General features: G+C 68.8%; 20 protein-coding genes. 15 read left to right on the top strand and 5 right to left on the bottom strand.

What is annotated here, in order from left to right:
- Nucleotides 1-19 precede the first annotated feature (19 nt).
- The 5 genes from ACWDRB_RS46440 (at nucleotide 20) to ACWDRB_RS46420 (ending at nucleotide 2,277) form a co-directional block, all read left to right on the top strand.
- Nucleotides 20-343 (top strand): DMT family transporter, encoded by a 324-nt coding sequence (locus ACWDRB_RS46440; protein ID WP_397368065.1) that lies wholly within the window; start codon nucleotides 20-22, stop codon nucleotides 341-343.
- A complete protein-coding gene (locus ACWDRB_RS46435; protein ID WP_449905232.1) occupies nucleotides 340-939 on the top strand; it encodes a TetR/AcrR family transcriptional regulator in 600 nt (199 codons plus the stop codon). The genes ACWDRB_RS46440 and ACWDRB_RS46435 overlap by 4 nt, the downstream gene beginning before the upstream one ends.
- Nucleotides 940-959: 20 nt before the next feature.
- Entirely contained in the window at nucleotides 960-1,514 is a 555-nt protein-coding gene (locus ACWDRB_RS46430; protein WP_397368063.1) for a GNAT family N-acetyltransferase, read from the top strand.
- A complete protein-coding gene (locus ACWDRB_RS46425; RefSeq protein ID WP_355203506.1) occupies nucleotides 1,511-1,804 on the top strand; it encodes a DUF952 domain-containing protein in 294 nt (97 codons plus the stop codon). Before ACWDRB_RS46430 ends, ACWDRB_RS46425 begins: the two co-directional genes overlap by 4 nt.
- Nucleotides 1,805-1,902: 98 nt before the next feature.
- Nucleotides 1,903-2,277: a nuclear transport factor 2 family protein gene (locus tag ACWDRB_RS46420; protein WP_364248512.1), complete on the top strand. Its 375-nt coding sequence runs from the start codon at nucleotides 1,903-1,905 to the stop codon at nucleotides 2,275-2,277.
- Nucleotides 2,278-2,352: 75 nt separating this feature from the next.
- Here ACWDRB_RS46420 and ACWDRB_RS46415 read toward each other — a convergent pair whose 3' ends face one another.
- A complete protein-coding gene (locus tag ACWDRB_RS46415) occupies nucleotides 2,353-2,571 on the bottom strand; it encodes a hypothetical protein (RefSeq protein ID WP_449905229.1) in 219 nt (72 codons plus the stop codon).
- 380 nt (nucleotides 2,572-2,951) lie between these two features.
- On the opposite strand from ACWDRB_RS46415, the gene ACWDRB_RS46410 reads away from it, so the two are divergent.
- The 8 genes from ACWDRB_RS46410 (at nucleotide 2,952) to ACWDRB_RS46375 (ending at nucleotide 11,114) form a co-directional block, all read left to right on the top strand.
- A complete protein-coding gene (locus tag ACWDRB_RS46410) occupies nucleotides 2,952-3,206 on the top strand; it encodes a hypothetical protein (RefSeq protein ID WP_350736356.1) in 255 nt (84 codons plus the stop codon).
- Between the two features lie 520 nt (nucleotides 3,207-3,726).
- Complete coding sequence (locus ACWDRB_RS46405; RefSeq protein ID WP_449905227.1) at nucleotides 3,727-5,430, top strand: hydrogenase maturation protein; 1,704 nt, start codon at nucleotides 3,727-3,729, stop codon at nucleotides 5,428-5,430.
- A 16-nt stretch (nucleotides 5,431-5,446) separates the two neighbouring features.
- Complete coding sequence (locus tag ACWDRB_RS46400; RefSeq protein ID WP_350736361.1) at nucleotides 5,447-6,976, top strand: helix-turn-helix domain-containing protein; 1,530 nt, start codon at nucleotides 5,447-5,449, stop codon at nucleotides 6,974-6,976.
- 123 nt (nucleotides 6,977-7,099) lie between these two features.
- Entirely contained in the window at nucleotides 7,100-8,104 is a 1,005-nt protein-coding gene (locus tag ACWDRB_RS46395; RefSeq protein ID WP_350736364.1) for a tyrosine-type recombinase/integrase, read from the top strand.
- A gap of 76 nt (nucleotides 8,105-8,180) precedes the next feature.
- A complete protein-coding gene (locus tag ACWDRB_RS46390; protein WP_449905224.1) occupies nucleotides 8,181-8,432 on the top strand; it encodes a helix-turn-helix domain-containing protein in 252 nt (83 codons plus the stop codon).
- Nucleotides 8,433-8,565: 133 nt separating this feature from the next.
- Nucleotides 8,566-9,513, top strand: a complete 948-nt coding sequence (locus ACWDRB_RS46385; protein WP_449905222.1) for an ATP-binding cassette domain-containing protein — start codon at nucleotides 8,566-8,568, stop codon at nucleotides 9,511-9,513.
- The gene (locus ACWDRB_RS46380; protein WP_449905220.1) at nucleotides 9,510-10,304 is read left to right on the top strand and encodes an ABC transporter permease; all 795 of its coding nucleotides are present in this window, start codon (nucleotides 9,510-9,512) and stop codon (nucleotides 10,302-10,304) included. Before ACWDRB_RS46385 ends, ACWDRB_RS46380 begins: the two co-directional genes overlap by 4 nt.
- A gap of 9 nt (nucleotides 10,305-10,313) precedes the next feature.
- On the top strand, nucleotides 10,314-11,114 hold the full coding sequence (locus tag ACWDRB_RS46375; RefSeq protein ID WP_449905218.1) for a MerR family transcriptional regulator: 801 nt from the start codon (nucleotides 10,314-10,316) through the stop codon (nucleotides 11,112-11,114).
- A gap of 205 nt (nucleotides 11,115-11,319) precedes the next feature.
- On the opposite strand, the gene ACWDRB_RS46370 is transcribed toward ACWDRB_RS46375, so the two are convergent.
- The gene (locus tag ACWDRB_RS46370; protein ID WP_449905216.1) at nucleotides 11,320-11,952 is read right to left on the bottom strand and encodes a TetR/AcrR family transcriptional regulator C-terminal domain-containing protein; all 633 of its coding nucleotides are present in this window, start codon (nucleotides 11,950-11,952) and stop codon (nucleotides 11,320-11,322) included.
- An 81-nt stretch (nucleotides 11,953-12,033) separates the two neighbouring features.
- Here ACWDRB_RS46370 and ACWDRB_RS46365 point away from each other — a divergent pair, with 81 nt between their 5' ends.
- Both ACWDRB_RS46365 and ACWDRB_RS46360 read left to right on the top strand, forming a co-directional pair.
- Nucleotides 12,034-12,294, top strand: a complete 261-nt coding sequence (locus ACWDRB_RS46365) for a hypothetical protein (protein ID WP_449905214.1) — start codon at nucleotides 12,034-12,036, stop codon at nucleotides 12,292-12,294.
- Complete coding sequence (locus ACWDRB_RS46360; protein WP_449905212.1) at nucleotides 12,291-13,250, top strand: quinone oxidoreductase family protein; 960 nt, start codon at nucleotides 12,291-12,293, stop codon at nucleotides 13,248-13,250. Before ACWDRB_RS46365 ends, ACWDRB_RS46360 begins: the two co-directional genes overlap by 4 nt.
- Nucleotides 13,251-13,539: 289 nt before the next feature.
- Here ACWDRB_RS46360 and ACWDRB_RS46355 read toward each other — a convergent pair whose 3' ends face one another.
- The 3 genes from ACWDRB_RS46355 to ACWDRB_RS46345 all read right to left on the bottom strand — a co-directional run bounded on the left by ACWDRB_RS46355 (nucleotide 13,540) and on the right by ACWDRB_RS46345 (nucleotide 16,385).
- Nucleotides 13,540-14,364 carry a hypothetical protein gene (locus ACWDRB_RS46355; RefSeq protein ID WP_449905210.1) on the bottom strand — a complete coding sequence of 275 codons (825 nt, stop codon included), beginning with the start codon at nucleotides 14,362-14,364 and terminating at the stop codon, nucleotides 13,540-13,542.
- Nucleotides 14,361-15,224 carry a hypothetical protein gene (locus ACWDRB_RS46350; protein ID WP_449905208.1) on the bottom strand — a complete coding sequence of 288 codons (864 nt, stop codon included), beginning with the start codon at nucleotides 15,222-15,224 and terminating at the stop codon, nucleotides 14,361-14,363. Before ACWDRB_RS46350 ends, ACWDRB_RS46355 begins: the two co-directional genes overlap by 4 nt.
- Nucleotides 15,225-15,629: 405 nt before the next feature.
- The gene (locus ACWDRB_RS46345) at nucleotides 15,630-16,385 is read right to left on the bottom strand and encodes a hypothetical protein (RefSeq protein ID WP_449905206.1); all 756 of its coding nucleotides are present in this window, start codon (nucleotides 16,383-16,385) and stop codon (nucleotides 15,630-15,632) included.
- Nucleotides 16,386-16,428 lie beyond the last annotated feature (43 nt).

Genomic DNA, 16,428 nt, shown 5'->3' with positions numbered 1-16,428 from the left:
TTACGTCTGGGGGACCCCCATGCCCTGGCTCCTGCTCGCCCTCGCCATCACCACAGAAGTCCTGGCCACCACCGCACTCAAACTCAGCAACGGCCTCACCCACCCCGGCTGGACCATCGCCGTCGCCGCCGGCTACATCACCTCCTTCACCCTCCTGGCCCAAGCACTCAAACTCCACCTCGACATGGGCACCGCCTACGCCATCTGGGCCGGCGCCGGCACCGCCGCCATCGCCCTCATCGGCGCCGCCTTCATGGGAGAGACCCTCACCCCAACCAAGATCGGCGGTATCCTCCTCATCATCGGCGGCGTCGTCATCCTCAACCTCGCAGGTGGCCATTGAACCCGGACCAGGACCCCACCCAAACAGGGGAGCGGCCCCCACCACACCCGCCCACCCAAGCACGCGGACGCCGCCGCCGCGCCACCCTCCTGACCTCCGCCGTCCACCTCCTCACCCAAGGCGGCTTCGCCGCCGTCACCCACCGAGCCGTCGCCCACCACGCCAACCTCCCCCTCGCCGCCACCACCTACTACTTCGCCTCCCGCGACCAACTCCTCGCCGAAGCCTTCGCCCAACTCGTCGAAACCGAACTCACCACCACCCGCACCTGGATCACCGACCACGGCCTCACCGCCCTCACCGACCAGATCGCCACCGCCGACCGCACCCGCCAACTCGGCCTCTGGGAGCTCTACGTCCACGCCGGCCGCGACCCCGTCCTCCAACAGATCGCCCGCCGCTGGGCCGACGGCTGCATCCGCATCATCGCCGACACCCTCCACCTGCCCGAGACCGACACCCGCGTCCGCCTCCTCTACACCACCCTCAGCGCCCTCTGGCTCGAGCAAGTCGTCGAACAACGCCCCCTCGACGAAGCCCGCACCCTCCTCACCCTCGCCGTCACAACCGCCGAAAACTCATTGCCGCCCCCCTGACCCCTCCCTACACTTCCTCCGTGCTCAAACCCCACTACCCGATCACCACCGACCGCCTCCACCTACGCCCCTTCACCCCCGACGACCTCGACGCCGTCCACGCCTACGAATCCCGCCCCGACGTCGCCCGCTACCTCTACTGGGAACCCCGCGACCGCGACACCACCCAAACCTTCCTCGACAAAAGAGCCACCCGCACCGCCCTCCACGACGAAGGCGACGCCATCGACCTGGCCATCACCCTGCGCCACACCGGCCAACTCATCGGCCAAACCCTGCTCATCTGGACCAGCAGACAACACCGCCAAGGCGAAATCGGCTACATCCTCCACCCCGACCACCACGGCCACGGCTACGCCCCGGAAGCCGCCCGCGAAATGCTCCGCCTCGGCTTCGACGACCTCGGCCTCCACCGCATCACCGGCCGCCTCGACGCCCGCAACACCGCCTCCGCCCGCGTCCTGGAAAAACTCCACATGCGCCGCGAAGCCACCCTCATCGACAACGAATACGTCAAAGGCGAATGGAGCAGCGAAACCATCTACGCCATCCTCCACGCCGAATGGACGCCATGAACCCCATCCACCACCTCGCCCTGCAAACCGACTGGGAAACCGCCCAGAAAGCGGGGGAGTACCGCATCTCCACCCTCGGCCACACCCTCGACGAGATCGGCTTCATCCACTGCAGCCGCGACCAGGCCCAACTACGCGGCGTCCACACCACCTTCTACGCCCACGTCACCGAACCCCTGCTCATCCTCGACATCGACCCCACAGGCCTCGACATCCGCCTCGAAAACGGCTTCCCCCACCTGTACGGGCCTCTGCCCATCACCGCCGTAACCGCCGTCCACCCCTGGTGACACCACAGGAAAACAGGACGGCCGCGGGGGAGCGGCCCCCCACCTCAACCCGAGCGAAACCGGCCTCACAGCCAACCCCCCGCCCGCACAATGGGCCCATGGACACCCGAACCGCCGCCCAACGCTTCGCCGACACCTGGCAACACGGCTGGACCCACCACGACACCGCCGCCATCATCGCCCTCTACCGCGACGACGCCGTCCACACCAGCATGCCCTTCCGCCCCCCACACCAGGGCAGACAAGCCATCGCCGACTACATCCAATGGTCATTCGCCGGCGAAACCGACCCCCACGTCACCTTCGCCGACCCCATCGTCGACGGCGACACGGCCGCCATCGAATTCCGGGTCCACGCCCACGACAACGGCCGCCCCATCACCCTCGCAGGCTGCGTCTTCGCCCGCTTCGACCCCGACGGCCTCGCCACCGAAACCCGCGACTACTGGCACACCACCGACGGCCACTCATAACCCCGACAACACCACACCCGGCCCGCACGACCGGTCACCCCGCACCCCCGCACGGGGAAGAACACACCGAAACGATCAGCGCACCACCCGCAGCGGCGTCCGCACCGGCATCTGCACAGGAGCCACCGGCGCCGGAGCCGGCTCCGGACGCGCCATCTGCTGCGTCTGCTGCTGCGCCATCTGCTGGGCCTGCTCCTCGGCACGCCGCTCCGCGCACCCACCCGCGCAATAACCGTTCGTCAGAATGAGACGACCCCGCAGCGCCGTGTACGCCTCCTTACCCGTCGCAGGCACGACCCCCTGACACACCGGGCATAACACCGACTGGCTCCCCACGTGCTGCTCCTCTCGCGGCGCGAATAGCAGGACTTCCAGCTTAAAACCACACCTCGCGCCAAGGACAGCGAATCGACAGAACGTCAAACTCTCCGTAAGCACCCAGGGGAGCCCGCCACACCACCGCACCGAACCCCAAACCCCCCGCTCAACCCCCGAAACCGCCCCCGCCGCACCACCCGGGACACCGCCGCGCAGCCGGGAAAAAAATCCCATCAGACCCACCGGTCCCACCCGCCGAGGGGAGCGGCGGACCCCTCCCGAAAGCGGCTACTTGACATAATGTTCATTATCAAGCAAACGGCATGAACCGTCCGAGCGGGGGCAGACGGCTTAACATGCCTGCCCTGGAGATCACAACCCCCGGTCTCGTCGCACTCACAGGCGTGATCACCGCCCTGGCCATCTGGCTGATCATCCTGGCCGCCCGGCTCACCAGGAACCCGCGCAACCGGCCCGGCGTCAGCATGGACATGGTTGATCAAGCTCGTGAGCTCAAGTCGCTCGGCCAGATCCAGGAAGCCGTGTTCTTCGTACGCGGCGAGACCGGCATGAGCCAGCGGGCCGCCGCCCGCTTCGTCAACCGCCTCTGACCCCCTCCCGGCCCCGAACCTCGACATTTGCTCCCATACCGAACAGAAGCTGAATTCTGTTCGGTATGGGATATAAAGCAGCAAACAGCGCTTAAAGGGCGTAAGCGCCCGGACGGGCCATCCCCGCGCCGGTCCATGCCCGCCTGCCGGCGGCCGGGGACGTGCGGCGCGCGAGACTGCCGGGGGTTGAGACTGCTGCGGGTTCACGCGAGGGCCCCTTGTGCGGGCCGCTCCCCCGGGGTTGGAGCTCCGGGATGGGGGTTTCGGTTCGGGTGTCACGCACGGTCGCGTTCCCACCACAGGTGATGTTTCGGGCAAAGTAGGTCAACTAGGGCTGGTCAGGGCGGGTTTTTGTCCGGAACTGTCACCACCAGTCGACGATTCGTGTCAGCATCAAAGGCATGTATGGGCCATATGGGGCTGTCTTAAATGCATGGGGCCGAAGGGAACGCCCCTCCCGCTGAGCAGTCCCCCGCCCCCGAACCCGTGTCGTTCCCCTTGCCTGGAAAGAAGTCCCCCGTTGCGTATCTTGCTGCTGTGCTCCTCGTTCAACGGCCTGACCCAGCGTTGCTGGCTGGAGCTGCGCCGGGCCGGTCATGACGTCGGTGTCGAGCTGGCCGTGTCGGAGCAGGCGATGGTGGAGGCGGCCGAGCTGGCCAAGCCGGATCTGGTGATCTGCCCGTTCTTGAAGGAGCGGGTGCCTGAGCGGCTGTGGCAGGCGCATCGTACGGTGATCATTCACCCGGGTCCTCCTGGGGATCGGGGGCCGTCGTCGCTGGATTGGGCGATTTTGGAGGCCGAGTCCGAGTGGGGGGTGACGGCGTTGCAGGCGGTGGAGGAGATGGACGCGGGTCCGATCTGGGGTTTCCGGACGTTCGCGATGCCGTCGGAGGCGCCGCGTAAGTCGGCGTTGTACAACGGGCCGGTGGCGGATGCGGCGGTGGAGTTGGTGGCGGAGGTGGCGGCCAAGGCGGCGGATCCGTCGTTCGTGCCGGATCCGTTGGATTACCGGTCGCCGGAGGTGCGGGGGCGGTTGCGGCGGGCGATGCGGCACTCCGATCGGGAGTTCTCGTGGGAGGAGTCGACGGAGGAGATCGTTCGGCGGGTGCGGGCGGCTGATGGTGCGCCTGGTGGGCGGTCGGTGTTGTGTGAGGTGCCGGTGCGGGTGTTCGACGTGTATCGGGGTCCGGAGCTGGGTGGGCGGCCGGGTGAGGTGGTGGCGCGGCGTGAGGGCGCGGTGCTGGTGAACACCGGTGATGGTTCGGTGTGGGTGGGGCATGTGCGGTTGGAGCAGGAGGGGTCGATCAAGCTTCCGGCGGCGTTGGCGTTGGGTGATCGGGTGGCTTCGGCGCCGGAGCGTTCGGGGTACAGCGAGATCACGTATGACCGCAGTGATGGTGTGGGGGTGGTGAGTTTCGACTTCTACAACGGGGCGATGTCGTCGGATCAGTGCCGGAGGTTGGCGTCGGCGTTGCGGTATGCGGTGGCGCAGGACACGAAGGTGCTGGTGGTTCGGGGTGGGGAGACGTTCTCCAACGGTATTCATCTGAATGTGATCGAGGCGTCTCGTCAGCCGGAGCTGGAGGCGTGGATGAACATCAATGCGATCAACGGGGTGTGCCGGGAGGTCGTGGGGTGTACGAGTCAGCTGGTGGTGACGTCGATCGGGGGGAATGCGGGTGCCGGTGGGGTGATGATGGGTCTGGGGGCGGACCGGGTGATCATCCGGGATTCGGTGGTGTTGAATCCGCATTATCGGACGATGGGGTTGTTCGGGAGTGAGTTCTGGACGTATGTGTTGCCGCGGCGGGTGGGGGCGGAGACGGCGCGGCGGTTGACGCGGCAGGCGTTGCCGGTGGGTGCTGCCGAGGCGGTGGAGTTGGGGTTGGCGGATCGGATGCTGGGGGGTTCGCGGTTGGACTTCGAGCGGCGGGTGCTGGAGTACGCGGAGCGGTTGGCGGTGGATCCGGGTTATGATCGGCTGCTTGCGGGTCGGCGGCAGGTTCGGGAAGTGGATGAGCGGCGTAGGCCGTTGGACGCGTACCGGGCTGAGGAGCTGGCGGAGATGAGCCGGGACATGTTCGACGATCGGCATGAGTTCCGGGCGGCGCGGCGGGGGTTCGTGCATAAGGTGCGGGCGCAGGCGACTCCGGAGCATTTGGTGCGTCTTGGTGGGTTGTCCGGCGCGTCGGCGTCTGCTGGGGCTGGGGCATCTCATATGTGAGATATGGTCTCGTGTTGTGTCAGATGATTACCTTGTACGGATCGGCCGGTTGATCCGGGATGCGCGCCAGCATCGTGGTTGGACGCAGCTGCAGTTGGCGGATGCTCTGGCGACGTCGCAGAGCGCGGTCAACCGGATCGAGCGCGGCAACCAGAACATCAGTCTTGAGATGATCGCCCGGATCGGTGAGGCGCTCGACAGTGAGATCGTCTCGCTGGGGTATGCGGGGCCGATGCATCTGCGGGTGGTGGGCGGTCGCCGGCTGTCGGGCAGCATCGATGTCAAGACGTCGAAGAACGCGTGCGTGGCGTTGTTGTGCGCGTCGTTGCTGAATTCGGGGCGGACGATCCTGCGCAAGGTGGCGCGGATCGAGGAGGTCTACCGGATCCTGGAGGTGCTGGCCTCGATCGGGGTGCGGGCCCGGTGGATCAACGAGGGCAGCGATCTGGAGATCGTTCCTCCGGCCCGGCTGGAGCTGGAGGCGATGGACACGGAGGCGGCGCGCCGTACCAGGAGCGTGATCATGTTCCTGGGGCCGCTGATGCACCGTACGGAGCAGTTCCAGATCCCCTATGCGGGGGGCTGTGATCTGGGGACGCGTACGGTGCAGCCGCACATGTCGGCGCTGAAGCATTTCGGGCTGGACATCACGGCGACGGGCGGCTTCTATCACGCGCGGGTGGATCGGGGGGCGGCGCCGTCGCGGCCGATCGTGTTGACCGAGCGGGGTGACACGGTGACGGAGAACGCGCTGCTGGCGGCGGCGCGGCACGACGGGGTGACGGTGATCCGTAACGCCTCCTCCAACTACATGGTGCAGGATCTGTGCTTCTTCCTGGAGCAGCTCGGGGTGCGCGTGGAGGGGGTGGGGACGACGACGTTGACGGTGCACGGCCTGCCGGAGATCGAGCGGGATGTCGACTACTCCCCCTCTGAGGATCCGGTGGAGGCGATGAGCCTGCTGGCGGCGGCGGTGGTGACGTCGTCGGAGCTGACGATCTGCCGGGTGCCGGTGGAGTTCCTGGAGATCGAGCTGGCGGTGCTCGAGGAGATGGGCCTCGATTGTGATCGGGGGCGGGAGTACGCGGCGGCCAACGGTCGTACGCGGCTGGTGGATCTGACGGTGCGGCCGTCGAAGCTGGTCTCCCCCATCGACAAGATCCATCCGATGCCGTTCCCTGGGCTGAACATCGACAATGTGCCGTTCTTCGCGGCGATCGCGGCTTCGGCGCAGGGGTCGACGTTGATCCATGACTGGGTCTACGACAATCGGGCGATCTATCTGACGGAGCTGACGCGGCTGGGGGCGTCGGTGAAGCTGCTGGATCCGCATCGGGTGCTGGTGGAGGGTCCGACGCGGTGGCGCAGCGCGGAGATGATGTGCCCGCCGGCGTTGCGGCCGGCGGTGGTGGTGCTGCTGGCGATGATGGCGGCGGAGGGCACGTCGGTGTTGCGGAACGTGTACGTGATCAACCGCGGGTATGAGGATCTGGCGGAGCGGCTGAACGCTCTGGGGGCGCGGATCGAGACCTTCCGCGACATCTAGGGCGTCGGCCCTGGGCGGGCGCCTGTGCCTGTGTCGAGGTGCCCGCCCGGGGGCGGTGTTTCTGTCGGTGCCTGCCGCTACCGTCGTGCTTGGTTCGTCGTGGCGCGAGGGAAGGGGTGGCCGGTGCGGCCTGCGGAGCTCGACCGGTTGACGGTGGCGGAGGCGGGTGACCGCTATGTGGAGCTGGTGCGGGCGCGGACGGTGACGGGGGCGTTGTCGTCGTCGACGGCCGAGGTGTATGCGCGGGATGTGGCGACGCTGGTGGAGCTGGCCGGCGCGGATGCGGTGCTGGACGATCTGACGGGCGCGGATGTGGATGCGCTGCTGCTGGCGTTCGCCCGGCGGCCGGATGGGCGGCTGCGTACTCCGAGCGGGGGGCAGTCGCCGTCGTCTCAGGCGCGGTTTCGGCGGTCGATCTCGGCGTTGTTCAAGCATGCGACGCTGGCGGGCTGGGTGCAGATCAATCCGATGACGGCTTCGACGGTGACGTCGAAGGAGCGTGGGGGGTTGCGGCCGCAGCGGCGGGCGTTGACGCGGGAGCAGGCGCAGGGGCTGATCGGGGCGGCGCGGACGTTGGGGGATGTTCCCCCGCCGGAGGGCAAGCGGCGTGATCAGCGTACGGAGTTGCGTGATGCGGTGATCGTGCTGTTGCTGGCGACGATGGGGCCGCGGGTGTCGGAGTTGGTGCGGGCGAATGTGGAGGATTTCTTCACCAACGACGGGGTGCGGTATTGGCGGATCTTCGGCAAGGGCGGGCGGACGCGGGATGTGCCGTTGCCGGATGATGTGGCGGCGGTGTTGCAGGAGTATCTGGCGCGGGGGCGGCCGGCGGCGGCGGAGAAGGCGTTGCTGTTGTCGTGGCGGGGGCGGCGGCTGGCGCGGGGTGATGTGCAGGCGGTGATCGATCGGGTGCAGCAGCGGGTGGATCCTGATCAGCGGCGTTCGGTGACGCCGCATGGGTTGCGGCATACGACGGCGACGCATTTGCTGGCCGATGCGGTGGACATGGATGCGGTGCGGCGGGTGCTGGGGCACAGTGATCTGGCGACGTTGGGTCGGTATCGGGATGAGCTGCCGGGTGAGCTGGAGGTGGCGATGCGTGCTCATCCGTTGTTGCGGGGCCGCTGAGGTTGGGGGCGCTCCCCCGGTCCGCGGGATGGATAACTATCCCGGTATTTGTATCCCTGGGTATAGAGTGGGTGTCATGGTACGACCTCCGCTGACTCTCGAGGAGCGGCTGCGTGGCGAGCAGCTGGGCTTGGTGCTGCGCCGGGCCCGTGGCGAGCGCAGCATCGTCGAGGTGGCCGCTGCGGCGGGGATGTCGGCCGAGACCCTTCGCAAGATCGAGACCGGCCGGATCGCCACGCCTGCGTTCTTCACGATCGCCGCCCTGGCTGATGTGCTCGGCATCTCGCTCGATCAGCTGGCCACGCGCTCCACTCCTGCCGCCACCTGACCTGCCGTCCGGCCGGGACGATGGTGGTGCTCTCCCGTGCTGTGACCGCATGCCTACGGCGGTGCCGCCTGCGCGGAGGTCGTGCGGCGGCGGTTTGACCCTGACGCAGGGTCAATCTCTCAGCATGGTCGGCATGACCACGAAAACCAGTGCGATCGAGGTGGCCGGGCTGCGCAAGGCGTACGGCGCCCTTGAGGTGATCGCCGGAGTCGACCTGAGCGTTCCCGCGGGCACCGTCTATGCCCTGCTCGGCCCCAACGGGGCCGGTAAGACCACCACGGTGCGGATCCTGTCCACGTTGCTGCCCGCGGATGCCGGGCAGGCCCGGGTGGCCGGGTACGACGTGCGCGGCGAGGCGGAGCGGGTGCGCGCGTCGATCGGGGTGACCGGGCAGTTCTCGGCGGTGGACGAGTTGCTGACCGGGCGGGAGAATCTGCGGCTGATGGCCGGCCTGGGGCATCTGGACCGGCGGCGGGCCGAGAGTGTGGTGGGGCGGTTGCTGGAGCGGTTCGATCTGGTGGGTGCCGCCGATCGGCGCGCGGTGACGTACTCGGGCGGTATGAAGCGGCGGCTGGACCTGGCGATGACCCTGGTGGCGGGGCCGCGGCTGATCTTTCTCGACGAGCCGACCGCCGGCCTGGATCCGCGTAGCCGCCGTGACCTGTGGGGCATTGTGCGGGAGCTGGTGGCCGGCGGGGTCACCGTCTTCCTCACCACCCAGTACCTGGAGGAGGCCGACCAGCTGGCCGACCGGATCGGGGTGCTGGACGGGGGCCGGTTGGTCGCCGAGGGCAGCGCGGCCGAGCTGAAGCGGCTGGTCCCCGGCGGTCACATCGAGCTGCAGGTCGTCGACGGCGAGCGGGTGGCGGAGCTGGCGCGCCGGTTGCCCGGAGCGGTCCCGGACGCCGGGGCGCTCACCGTGACCGTGCCGCATGACGGCAGTCTGGCCGCGCTGCGGCGGCTGCTGGACGGGATCGGAGACGACGGCGCGGTCACCGGGCTGGCCGTGCGGACCCCGGATCTGGACGACGTGTTCCTGGCCCTCACCGGCCGCCCCGCCGCCGAGGAGGTGCCGGCATGAGCGGTGTCGGCTATGCCGTGCGTGATTCGGCGACCATGCTGCGGCGCAACCTGAGGCGTATGGCCCGCTACCCGTCGATGACGCTGATGCTGGTCGGCCAGCCGCTGCTGTTCCTGCTGCTGTTCGTCTACGTCTTCGGCGGCACCATGGGCGCCGGTCTGCCGGGGGCTTCGGCGGGGGGCCGCGGCGACTATCTGACGTTCATCACGCCCGGGATCTTGATGATGACGGTGGCGAGCGTGTCCATCGGGACGGCGGTTCTGGTCGCCACCGACATGACGAACGGGATCATCGACCGGTTCCGGACGATGGCCATCGCCAAGGTCTCGGTGCTCACCGGTCACGTGCTGGGCGCGATGATCCAGACGGCGTTCGCGCTCGTGGTGGTCGTGGGGGTGGCGTTCCTGATCGGTCTGGACAGCGGCGCATCGGTGATGCAGTGGTTGGGCCTGGCGGCTCTGCTGGTGCTGGTGTCGTTGGCGATGACGTGGTTCGCCGTGGCGCTGGGGCTGGCCAGTCCGGACCCGGAGACCGCGAGCAACCTGCCGACGATCTTCGTGTTGCTGCCGTTCGTGGGCAGCGGGTTCGTACCGGTCGCGTCGATGCCGTCGGGGTTGCGGTGGTTCGCCGAGCATCAGCCGTTCACGCCGATCATGGACGCGTTCCGCGGTCTGCTGGCCGGGTCGCCGGCGGGGCCTGAGGTGTTGTGGGCCGTGGGCTGGTGCGCGGTGATCGGGTCGGCCGGCTATGCGTGGTCGCGGCGCCTCTACCGGACTCGCGCCGCGCGCTAGGAGACTGGGATGATGCTGACCATCGGCGAGCTGGCGTCGTATGCCGGGGTGACGGTGCGCGCGGTGCGGCACTATCACGCCAAGGGGTTGCTGCCGGAGCCGGGGCGGGACCATTCCGGTTATCGCCGGTACGAGGCCGGTGCTGTGGTGGAGCTGATCAAGATCCGGACGCTCACGGGGGCGGGGGTGCCGCTGGCGCGGGTGCGGGAGCTGCTGCGGGCCGATGAGGAGGAGTTCGCGGCGGCGGTCGCGGACATCGACCGGCGGCTGCGGGCGGAGATCCGGGAGCGGCAGCGGCTGCGGGAGCGGATCGCCCGGCTCGCGGCCGGGGACCAGCTGGTGCTGCCGCCGGAGGTGGTGGAGTTTCTGGACCGGTTGCGGGCGCTCGGGGTGGATGAGCGGATCGTGGAGGTCGAGCGTGACGGCTGGATCCCGCTGGCGGCGCACTCCCCCGAGCGGGTGGCGGAGTGGGTGGCGCGCAAGCGGGAGCAGCTCGCCGAGCCGCAGCTCGCCGACTTCTATCTCACCCTGGGCCGGGCTCTGGACTGGAGCGCCGGGGACCCGAGGCTGGCCGAGCTGGCCGACGAGCTGGCCGCCTACATCACGCGGATGGCCGAGGAGCAGGGTGAGGACTATGTCGACGTGGCGGGGGTCGAGCCGCCGTTCGTCCAGTTGATGGACGATCTGGCGTTCGACTCGGCGCCGCCGGCCCGCCGGCTGATCGAGCTGCTGAAGGAGCGCGGCTGGACGGGCTGGACCCGGCTCGAGCGCGTGGACCCACCACCCCGAGAGGGGCGGCGTTCCCGGTGACGGCGGGCGGGCTCCCGCGGAGATCCCGGTTCTGGAGTTCGTGCGCCTGCCGCGGCCGTGGGGGCGCTGGCGTACCGGCCGGCCATCTTGCCCCGGCCGGTGCGGCAGGGCGATCCGGCAGGGGCGGCGCAGGAGGACATCGGGCAGTCGAAGGCTTCCACGCGGGGAAAGTCGTCGTCGCTCACTCTGCGGAGCGGATGACTGGTCAGGACGTGGGGCCGGACTGCGCGGCAGGACCGTGGATGATCTGTTCCAGGCAGTCGCGGAACAGGTCGTCGACGGTGCGGCCGGCCTGGAAGTACTCTGTCACGCCGGCCATCACGGTGGGGTGCGCCGTGGCGTAGGCGGCCATGTCGAAGCCGTCCAGGGCGTCCGCGTCGGGGCGGCCGGCCTGTTCCTCCAGGACGTAGCCGACGGTGAAGCGCAACACCGTCAACACGATCAGGCGAGCCTGCCGCAGGGGAATGCCCCGCCCGACCAGTGTGCTCATCGCCAGTTCGGAGATGGCGGCCATCTTGAGGGACAGCTGGGAGGCCGCGATGATCCGGGCTCCGTCCGGGTGGGCCAGCAGTGCGCGGCGCAGCCGCTCGGCCAGGCCGATCAGCCAGTCCTGCCAGTGCTCCTCCGGCGCGGGCGACGCCAGTTCGGGGAACTGCTGCTCAAGAATCGCCTCGGCGATCGCGGTGACCAGCGCCGCCTTGTTCGGGATGTGCCAGTAAAGGGTCGGCGACTGTACGCCGAGCCGGGCGGCCAGTTTGCGCGTGGTCACGCCGTCGAGACCCTCGGCGTCCAGTAGCGCGACGGCCTCGGTGACGATCCGCTGCTTGTCCAAAGCCAATTCCGGCACCTCCCTTCCGGAGTCTATCAGTGATAGAGTTCTCTATCGGTGATAGAGACTCGCGCGCCAGAGGAGGCAACGATGAGACACCAGCACCCGCTTCGCGACCTGCTGCACTGGGCGACCCATCGCATATCGGGGGTTCCCGCGCACCTCGAGCAGCCGACCGGGCACCAGGGCCAGGCCCGCCACGCCCATGAGCGGCGGCGCTCGCACACGCACCACCGTTCGCACCACCGTTCGCACCACCACGGGTTCAACCACTCTCCGGCCCGTCCGCCTCGCGTCCTGGCGGCGTGGCAGACGCGGATCGCCCGCTTGTTCGGGCAGGAACTGGGATGAAGGCAGCGGTGCTCCACGAGGCCGGCGGCATCCCGCGCTATGAGGACTTCCCCGATCCGGTGGCCGGCGACGGCGAGGTGATCATCGATGTCAAGGCGGTCGCCGTCGAGAACGTCGACAAGGCGATCGCGGCCGGTACGCACTACGCCAGCGAGAAGTACATCGGCCGGCTTCCGGTGATCCCTGCCTTCGACGGCATCGGCGCCCTCCCGGACGGCACGCTCGTCGGGTTCGGCAACATCCGCCTGCCCTACGGCGCGCTCGCCGAGAAGGCCGTCGTGCCCCAGGGCTCCTACATGCCGATCCCCGACGGCATCGACCCGGCCGTGGTAGCGGTGATGGCCTCGGCCGTCACCGCGATGTCGATGAAGACGGCCGCGGGGTTCGTTCCCGGGGAGACGGTGCTGGTGCAGGGCGCCACCGGGGTCGCCGGGCGGCTCGCGGTCAAGGTGGCCCGACTGCTGGGCGCCGGCCGGATCGTGGCCACCGGCCGCGACGACAACCAGTTGCGCGAGGTGCAGGCCATCGGAGCCGACACGGTGATCAACACCGCGGTCTCCGACGAGGCGCTGGCGCAGGCGTATCTCGACGCCAGGGGGGACGGCTACGACGTCGTCGTGGACTACCTGTGGGGCAGGCCCAGCGAGATCCTGCTGCGCGCCCTGGTGCCGCGGTCGTTCGCCTTCGGCAAGCCGACCCGGGTGGTCCAGATCGGCGAGTCGGCCGGCACCGAGGTCGCCATCGCCGGGTCGAGCCTGCGCACCTCCGGCGTGGAGATCTACGGCGCGGCCAAGGGCCTCGACCGGCAGACCATGGACGAGGTGTACCAGCAGGTCGTGACGTGGACGCGGTCCGGCGAGCTCACCTTCGAGGTGGAGAAGGTCCCGCTGAGCGACATCGCGACCGCCTGGCAGCGAACCGACCTCAAAGGCAGGCGACTCGTCGTGATGCCATGACCGGCCCGCGCCCACGACACACCAGCGGTGATCACCGGTCAGCGTTCCGTCGCCGTCCCCACCCACGACGTCGACGGAACCGTCTCGAGCGGCGGTGCCTAACCCCAGCGGCCGCCTGCCACGATCCGGGACCCCACGAGGCGATCACCTAGCGGCCCTGGGCAGCTGGGATGGAGGGTGACCCGGCAGAGACAGCCGGGCCACGTCCTCCTCCCTTCACCAGCACGCCCTGAGACCGCTGCCCGGACGGGCTTCGGGCAGCGGGCTCAGGGCGTCAGTCGATGGGCCGTCAGGTCCGGGCCGTCCGCTCCGCGTTGACCGCCTGGACGGCCTCGTGGATGTGCTGCCTGCTCGCCGGGTCGAGCACGGCCTGGGCGAGAAGGGTGTCGGTGGCGTCGCGCCGCGTCTCATCGGCGGGAATGTCCAGATACGCCAGCACCACCTCCTGATCGTCGAGATAAGGCAGCAAGGGCCAGGCGTACGGGGTCGCACTCGTACCTTCTGCCGCGCCCAGGACGGCCTCGTCCTCGACGCCCCGCAGCGCCATCGCGGCCTTGAGACAGCAGCGTTTCGCCTGGTCGATGATCTGCGCCAGGCGGTTGAGCGCGGGCACCGTGGCGCGCCCGGCGTTGTTCTGCTGGGCGCGCGCGGAGGGGTCGAAGTTCGCGCGCAGGTCCTCGCATTCGAGTTGCAGGTCCTCCAGGGTCTTGATGATGGAGTCCAGTCGCCGGCTGACGTCGGCGTGCCGCTTGGTCCTGGCGTCGGTCTGCGGCGGTGACGTGGCGAGGTCCTGGCAGGAGTCGTACGCCTGGCTCAGCGCGGTGACGGCCTGCGGCATCGCCGCGCTCACCTTTTTGACGGGCGCGGAGGCGCCGTCGGCCGGGAAGCCGTTCAGGGTGCCCAGGCATTCGCCGGCGTCACGCAGATGGGCCAGCGCCCAGGCCAGCGGTTCGGCGCCGGCCTGCTCGGGCAGCGGGTCACGCCGGGCGCCGCGGCGATAGACGGCGTCCAGGCCGCCGTGCCCGGCGGCGGTCACCCAGCCCCTGGACAGGTCGAGCTTGCTGCGCAGCCTGCCGCGTACGGCATCGGCGATGGCCACCGGGTCGGCGGTCACTTCTGCTCCTTTTCCGCTTCTGCTGCGTGCTCGTTCATCCGGTCCTTGAACAGCGGGTCGTCCCGCTCACTGTTCCAGATGGGCAGGTCGGCCATCATGCCGTTCAGTTCCTCGACGGTTTGCTGATCGAGGGGCAGGTTGTTCATCGCCGCGAGGTCGGCGACCAGCAGGGGAAGCTGGACCCTGTTCTCGGTGGGTGCGACGATGTCGGTCGCTATCTCGAAGAGCTTGCGAGCGCCGTCGTAGGGCTCAGTGGCGGCCTCGGTGTCCTCGGACTCATCGGATCTCTGATCGTGGGCCGTCACGAGTTGCCGGTCCAGGCCGCGCCCGTACATTTCTTTCAAGGTCCACAGCAGCTGCCTGGGAGGCACCCGGGGGCCGAGCCTGGCCACGTGGATGAGCCAATATTTCACGGCGGAGTACAGGGCATATTCCCGTTCCGTCCGCTCGCTGAAGATTACCTGGTACAGATCGATAGGTTCGTTGAGCAAGGCGTTCCAGTGGGTGGCGGGCCTGGTCTGAGTCGACGCCAGGGAGGGCGGCGGGATCCGTAAGCTCCTGCCGGGGCCCGCCGAGGCGGGGTTGAACACGAAGTCGGCCACCTTGACCAGAAAAGAGCTGTTCGTCGCGGCCAGCTCGAAGAGGTCATTCATATCGAGAAAAGGCAGGAGATATGACTCGGACACATCCCTGAACGACATCAGTCCCGCCAGGGTGCTCGGCGGCGGTGCGTTCACAGGCAGTGCGTCCCGCTTGGTCTTGACCAGGGCACGGATGGGCTCGCTCTGCTCGCCTGCCGCCTTTCTGGTCCTCTTGGGGGACCGGCTCCCGCTTCCCCGTTTCTGCTTGTCTCTCTTCATGCGGACCAATGTCGTAGGGCGTCCCGGTGACGCCTACTAGCCGGCCCGCCAGTTTCGCGGACCGGGCGCGGCCGATTCCGGACACGTCGCCGGACGGGGACGGATGGGCGCCGGAACTGGGGTCCAGTCAGATGGTGCGCACCTCCACCTCGTCGGTGAACGACCAGGCGCTGCCGGCCGGCTCGACGGCGATCCGGACGTAACGGGCGGTGGTGGTCAGCCCGAGGAGACGGTACGTACGGGTCCGGTCGGCAATCGTTATCTTGGGTTTGGCCTCTTCTCGCAGGTCAGAGTGAGATGATCTTTAAGGTACGTTGACTGGCGTTGGAAGCATGTCGCATCGATGGCGGAACCGATGTCGGCGCTGGGGGTCGGCCTGGTCGGCGGGCGGCCTCATCGAGCACTTCACAGGCTCTGGGCCCAGCGGCGAAGCTCGGTGGCGGCCTCGTCGGGGGCAAGGGAGCCGCGTTCCAGGTGAACCTCCTGAAGATGCCGGATCGCGGCCCCCACCAGCGGGGACGACGGGATGCCGAGCACCTCCATCACCGCCCTGCCGTCGAGTACGACGGGGACATCGTCACGCCTGACGTACCTGTCACGTTCGGCGGCGGCGCGGGCATCGGCCTCCTCCTTCGCACGGCGCGCCGCCTCCCAGGCGTCGTAGTCGGCGGCGTCCAGGGCACGCACGCCCGCCCGGCGCCACCCCTCCATGTCGCGCTCCTGCCCGAAGCCGACCGCGTCGAAGAGGTCCAGCGCAGCGGTCCCGATCGCTCCGAGGCGCGCGAGCACGGCGTTGATCGGCCAGTCCTCGCACGGTCGCGCAGTCGCAGGGATCCAGGCGTGCTCGGGACCCCAGGTCTGACGGCCGTTCTCCCACAGGGCAGCGGTCTGGCTGCCGTCACCACCCCAGAAGTCCGCCTCCACGTAAGCGACTCGACCGCCGCGTGACCAGACCTCCAGCCTCTCGGCGAACGCCGGCGACATCCACCTGAACGGCCCGGCCTCCTGCCGTACGTCGGTCAGCTCGTTGAAAACCTCGTCGGTAACCGGCAGCAGCCCCAAGCGTTGCCGAAGCGGCACCACCACAGCCCGCGGCACGTCATCCGGCAGGAACCGGAGATGGTCGAAGTCACCGACAACACCGCGCAGCACGTACGACATGCCCGCACCCTAGATCGGGCAGCGGCATGGATTCAGCACATTT

This window comes from Nonomuraea sp. NPDC003707 (genome assembly GCF_053587055.1).
The sequence above is the reverse complement of the archived record's forward strand: the minus strand, read 5'-3'. Positions and strand labels throughout refer to the sequence as shown.

Coding starts and splice junctions, on each gene's coding strand:
- ACWDRB_RS46440 (WP_397368065.1), top strand. CDS start 20: ATGCCCTGGCTCCTGCTCGCCCTCGCCATCACCACAGAAGTCCTGGCC.
- ACWDRB_RS46425 (WP_355203506.1), top strand. CDS start 1,511: ATGAACCCCATCCACCACCTCGCCCTGCAAACCGACTGGGAAACCGCC.
- ACWDRB_RS46420 (WP_364248512.1), top strand. CDS start 1,903: ATGGACACCCGAACCGCCGCCCAACGCTTCGCCGACACCTGGCAACAC.
- ACWDRB_RS46410 (WP_350736356.1), top strand. CDS start 2,952: ATGCCTGCCCTGGAGATCACAACCCCCGGTCTCGTCGCACTCACAGGC.
- ACWDRB_RS46390 (WP_449905224.1), top strand. CDS start 8,181: ATGGTACGACCTCCGCTGACTCTCGAGGAGCGGCTGCGTGGCGAGCAG.
- ACWDRB_RS46385 (WP_449905222.1), top strand. CDS start 8,566: ATGACCACGAAAACCAGTGCGATCGAGGTGGCCGGGCTGCGCAAGGCG.
- ACWDRB_RS46380 (WP_449905220.1), top strand. CDS start 9,510: ATGAGCGGTGTCGGCTATGCCGTGCGTGATTCGGCGACCATGCTGCGG.
- ACWDRB_RS46375 (WP_449905218.1), top strand. CDS start 10,314: ATGATGCTGACCATCGGCGAGCTGGCGTCGTATGCCGGGGTGACGGTG.
- ACWDRB_RS46365 (WP_449905214.1), top strand. CDS start 12,034: ATGAGACACCAGCACCCGCTTCGCGACCTGCTGCACTGGGCGACCCAT.
- ACWDRB_RS46360 (WP_449905212.1), top strand. CDS start 12,291: ATGAAGGCAGCGGTGCTCCACGAGGCCGGCGGCATCCCGCGCTATGAG.
- ACWDRB_RS46350 (WP_449905208.1), bottom strand. CDS start 15,224: ATGAAGAGAGACAAGCAGAAACGGGGAAGCGGGAGCCGGTCCCCCAAG.
- ACWDRB_RS46345 (WP_449905206.1), bottom strand. CDS start 16,385: ATGTCGTACGTGCTGCGCGGTGTTGTCGGTGACTTCGACCATCTCCGG.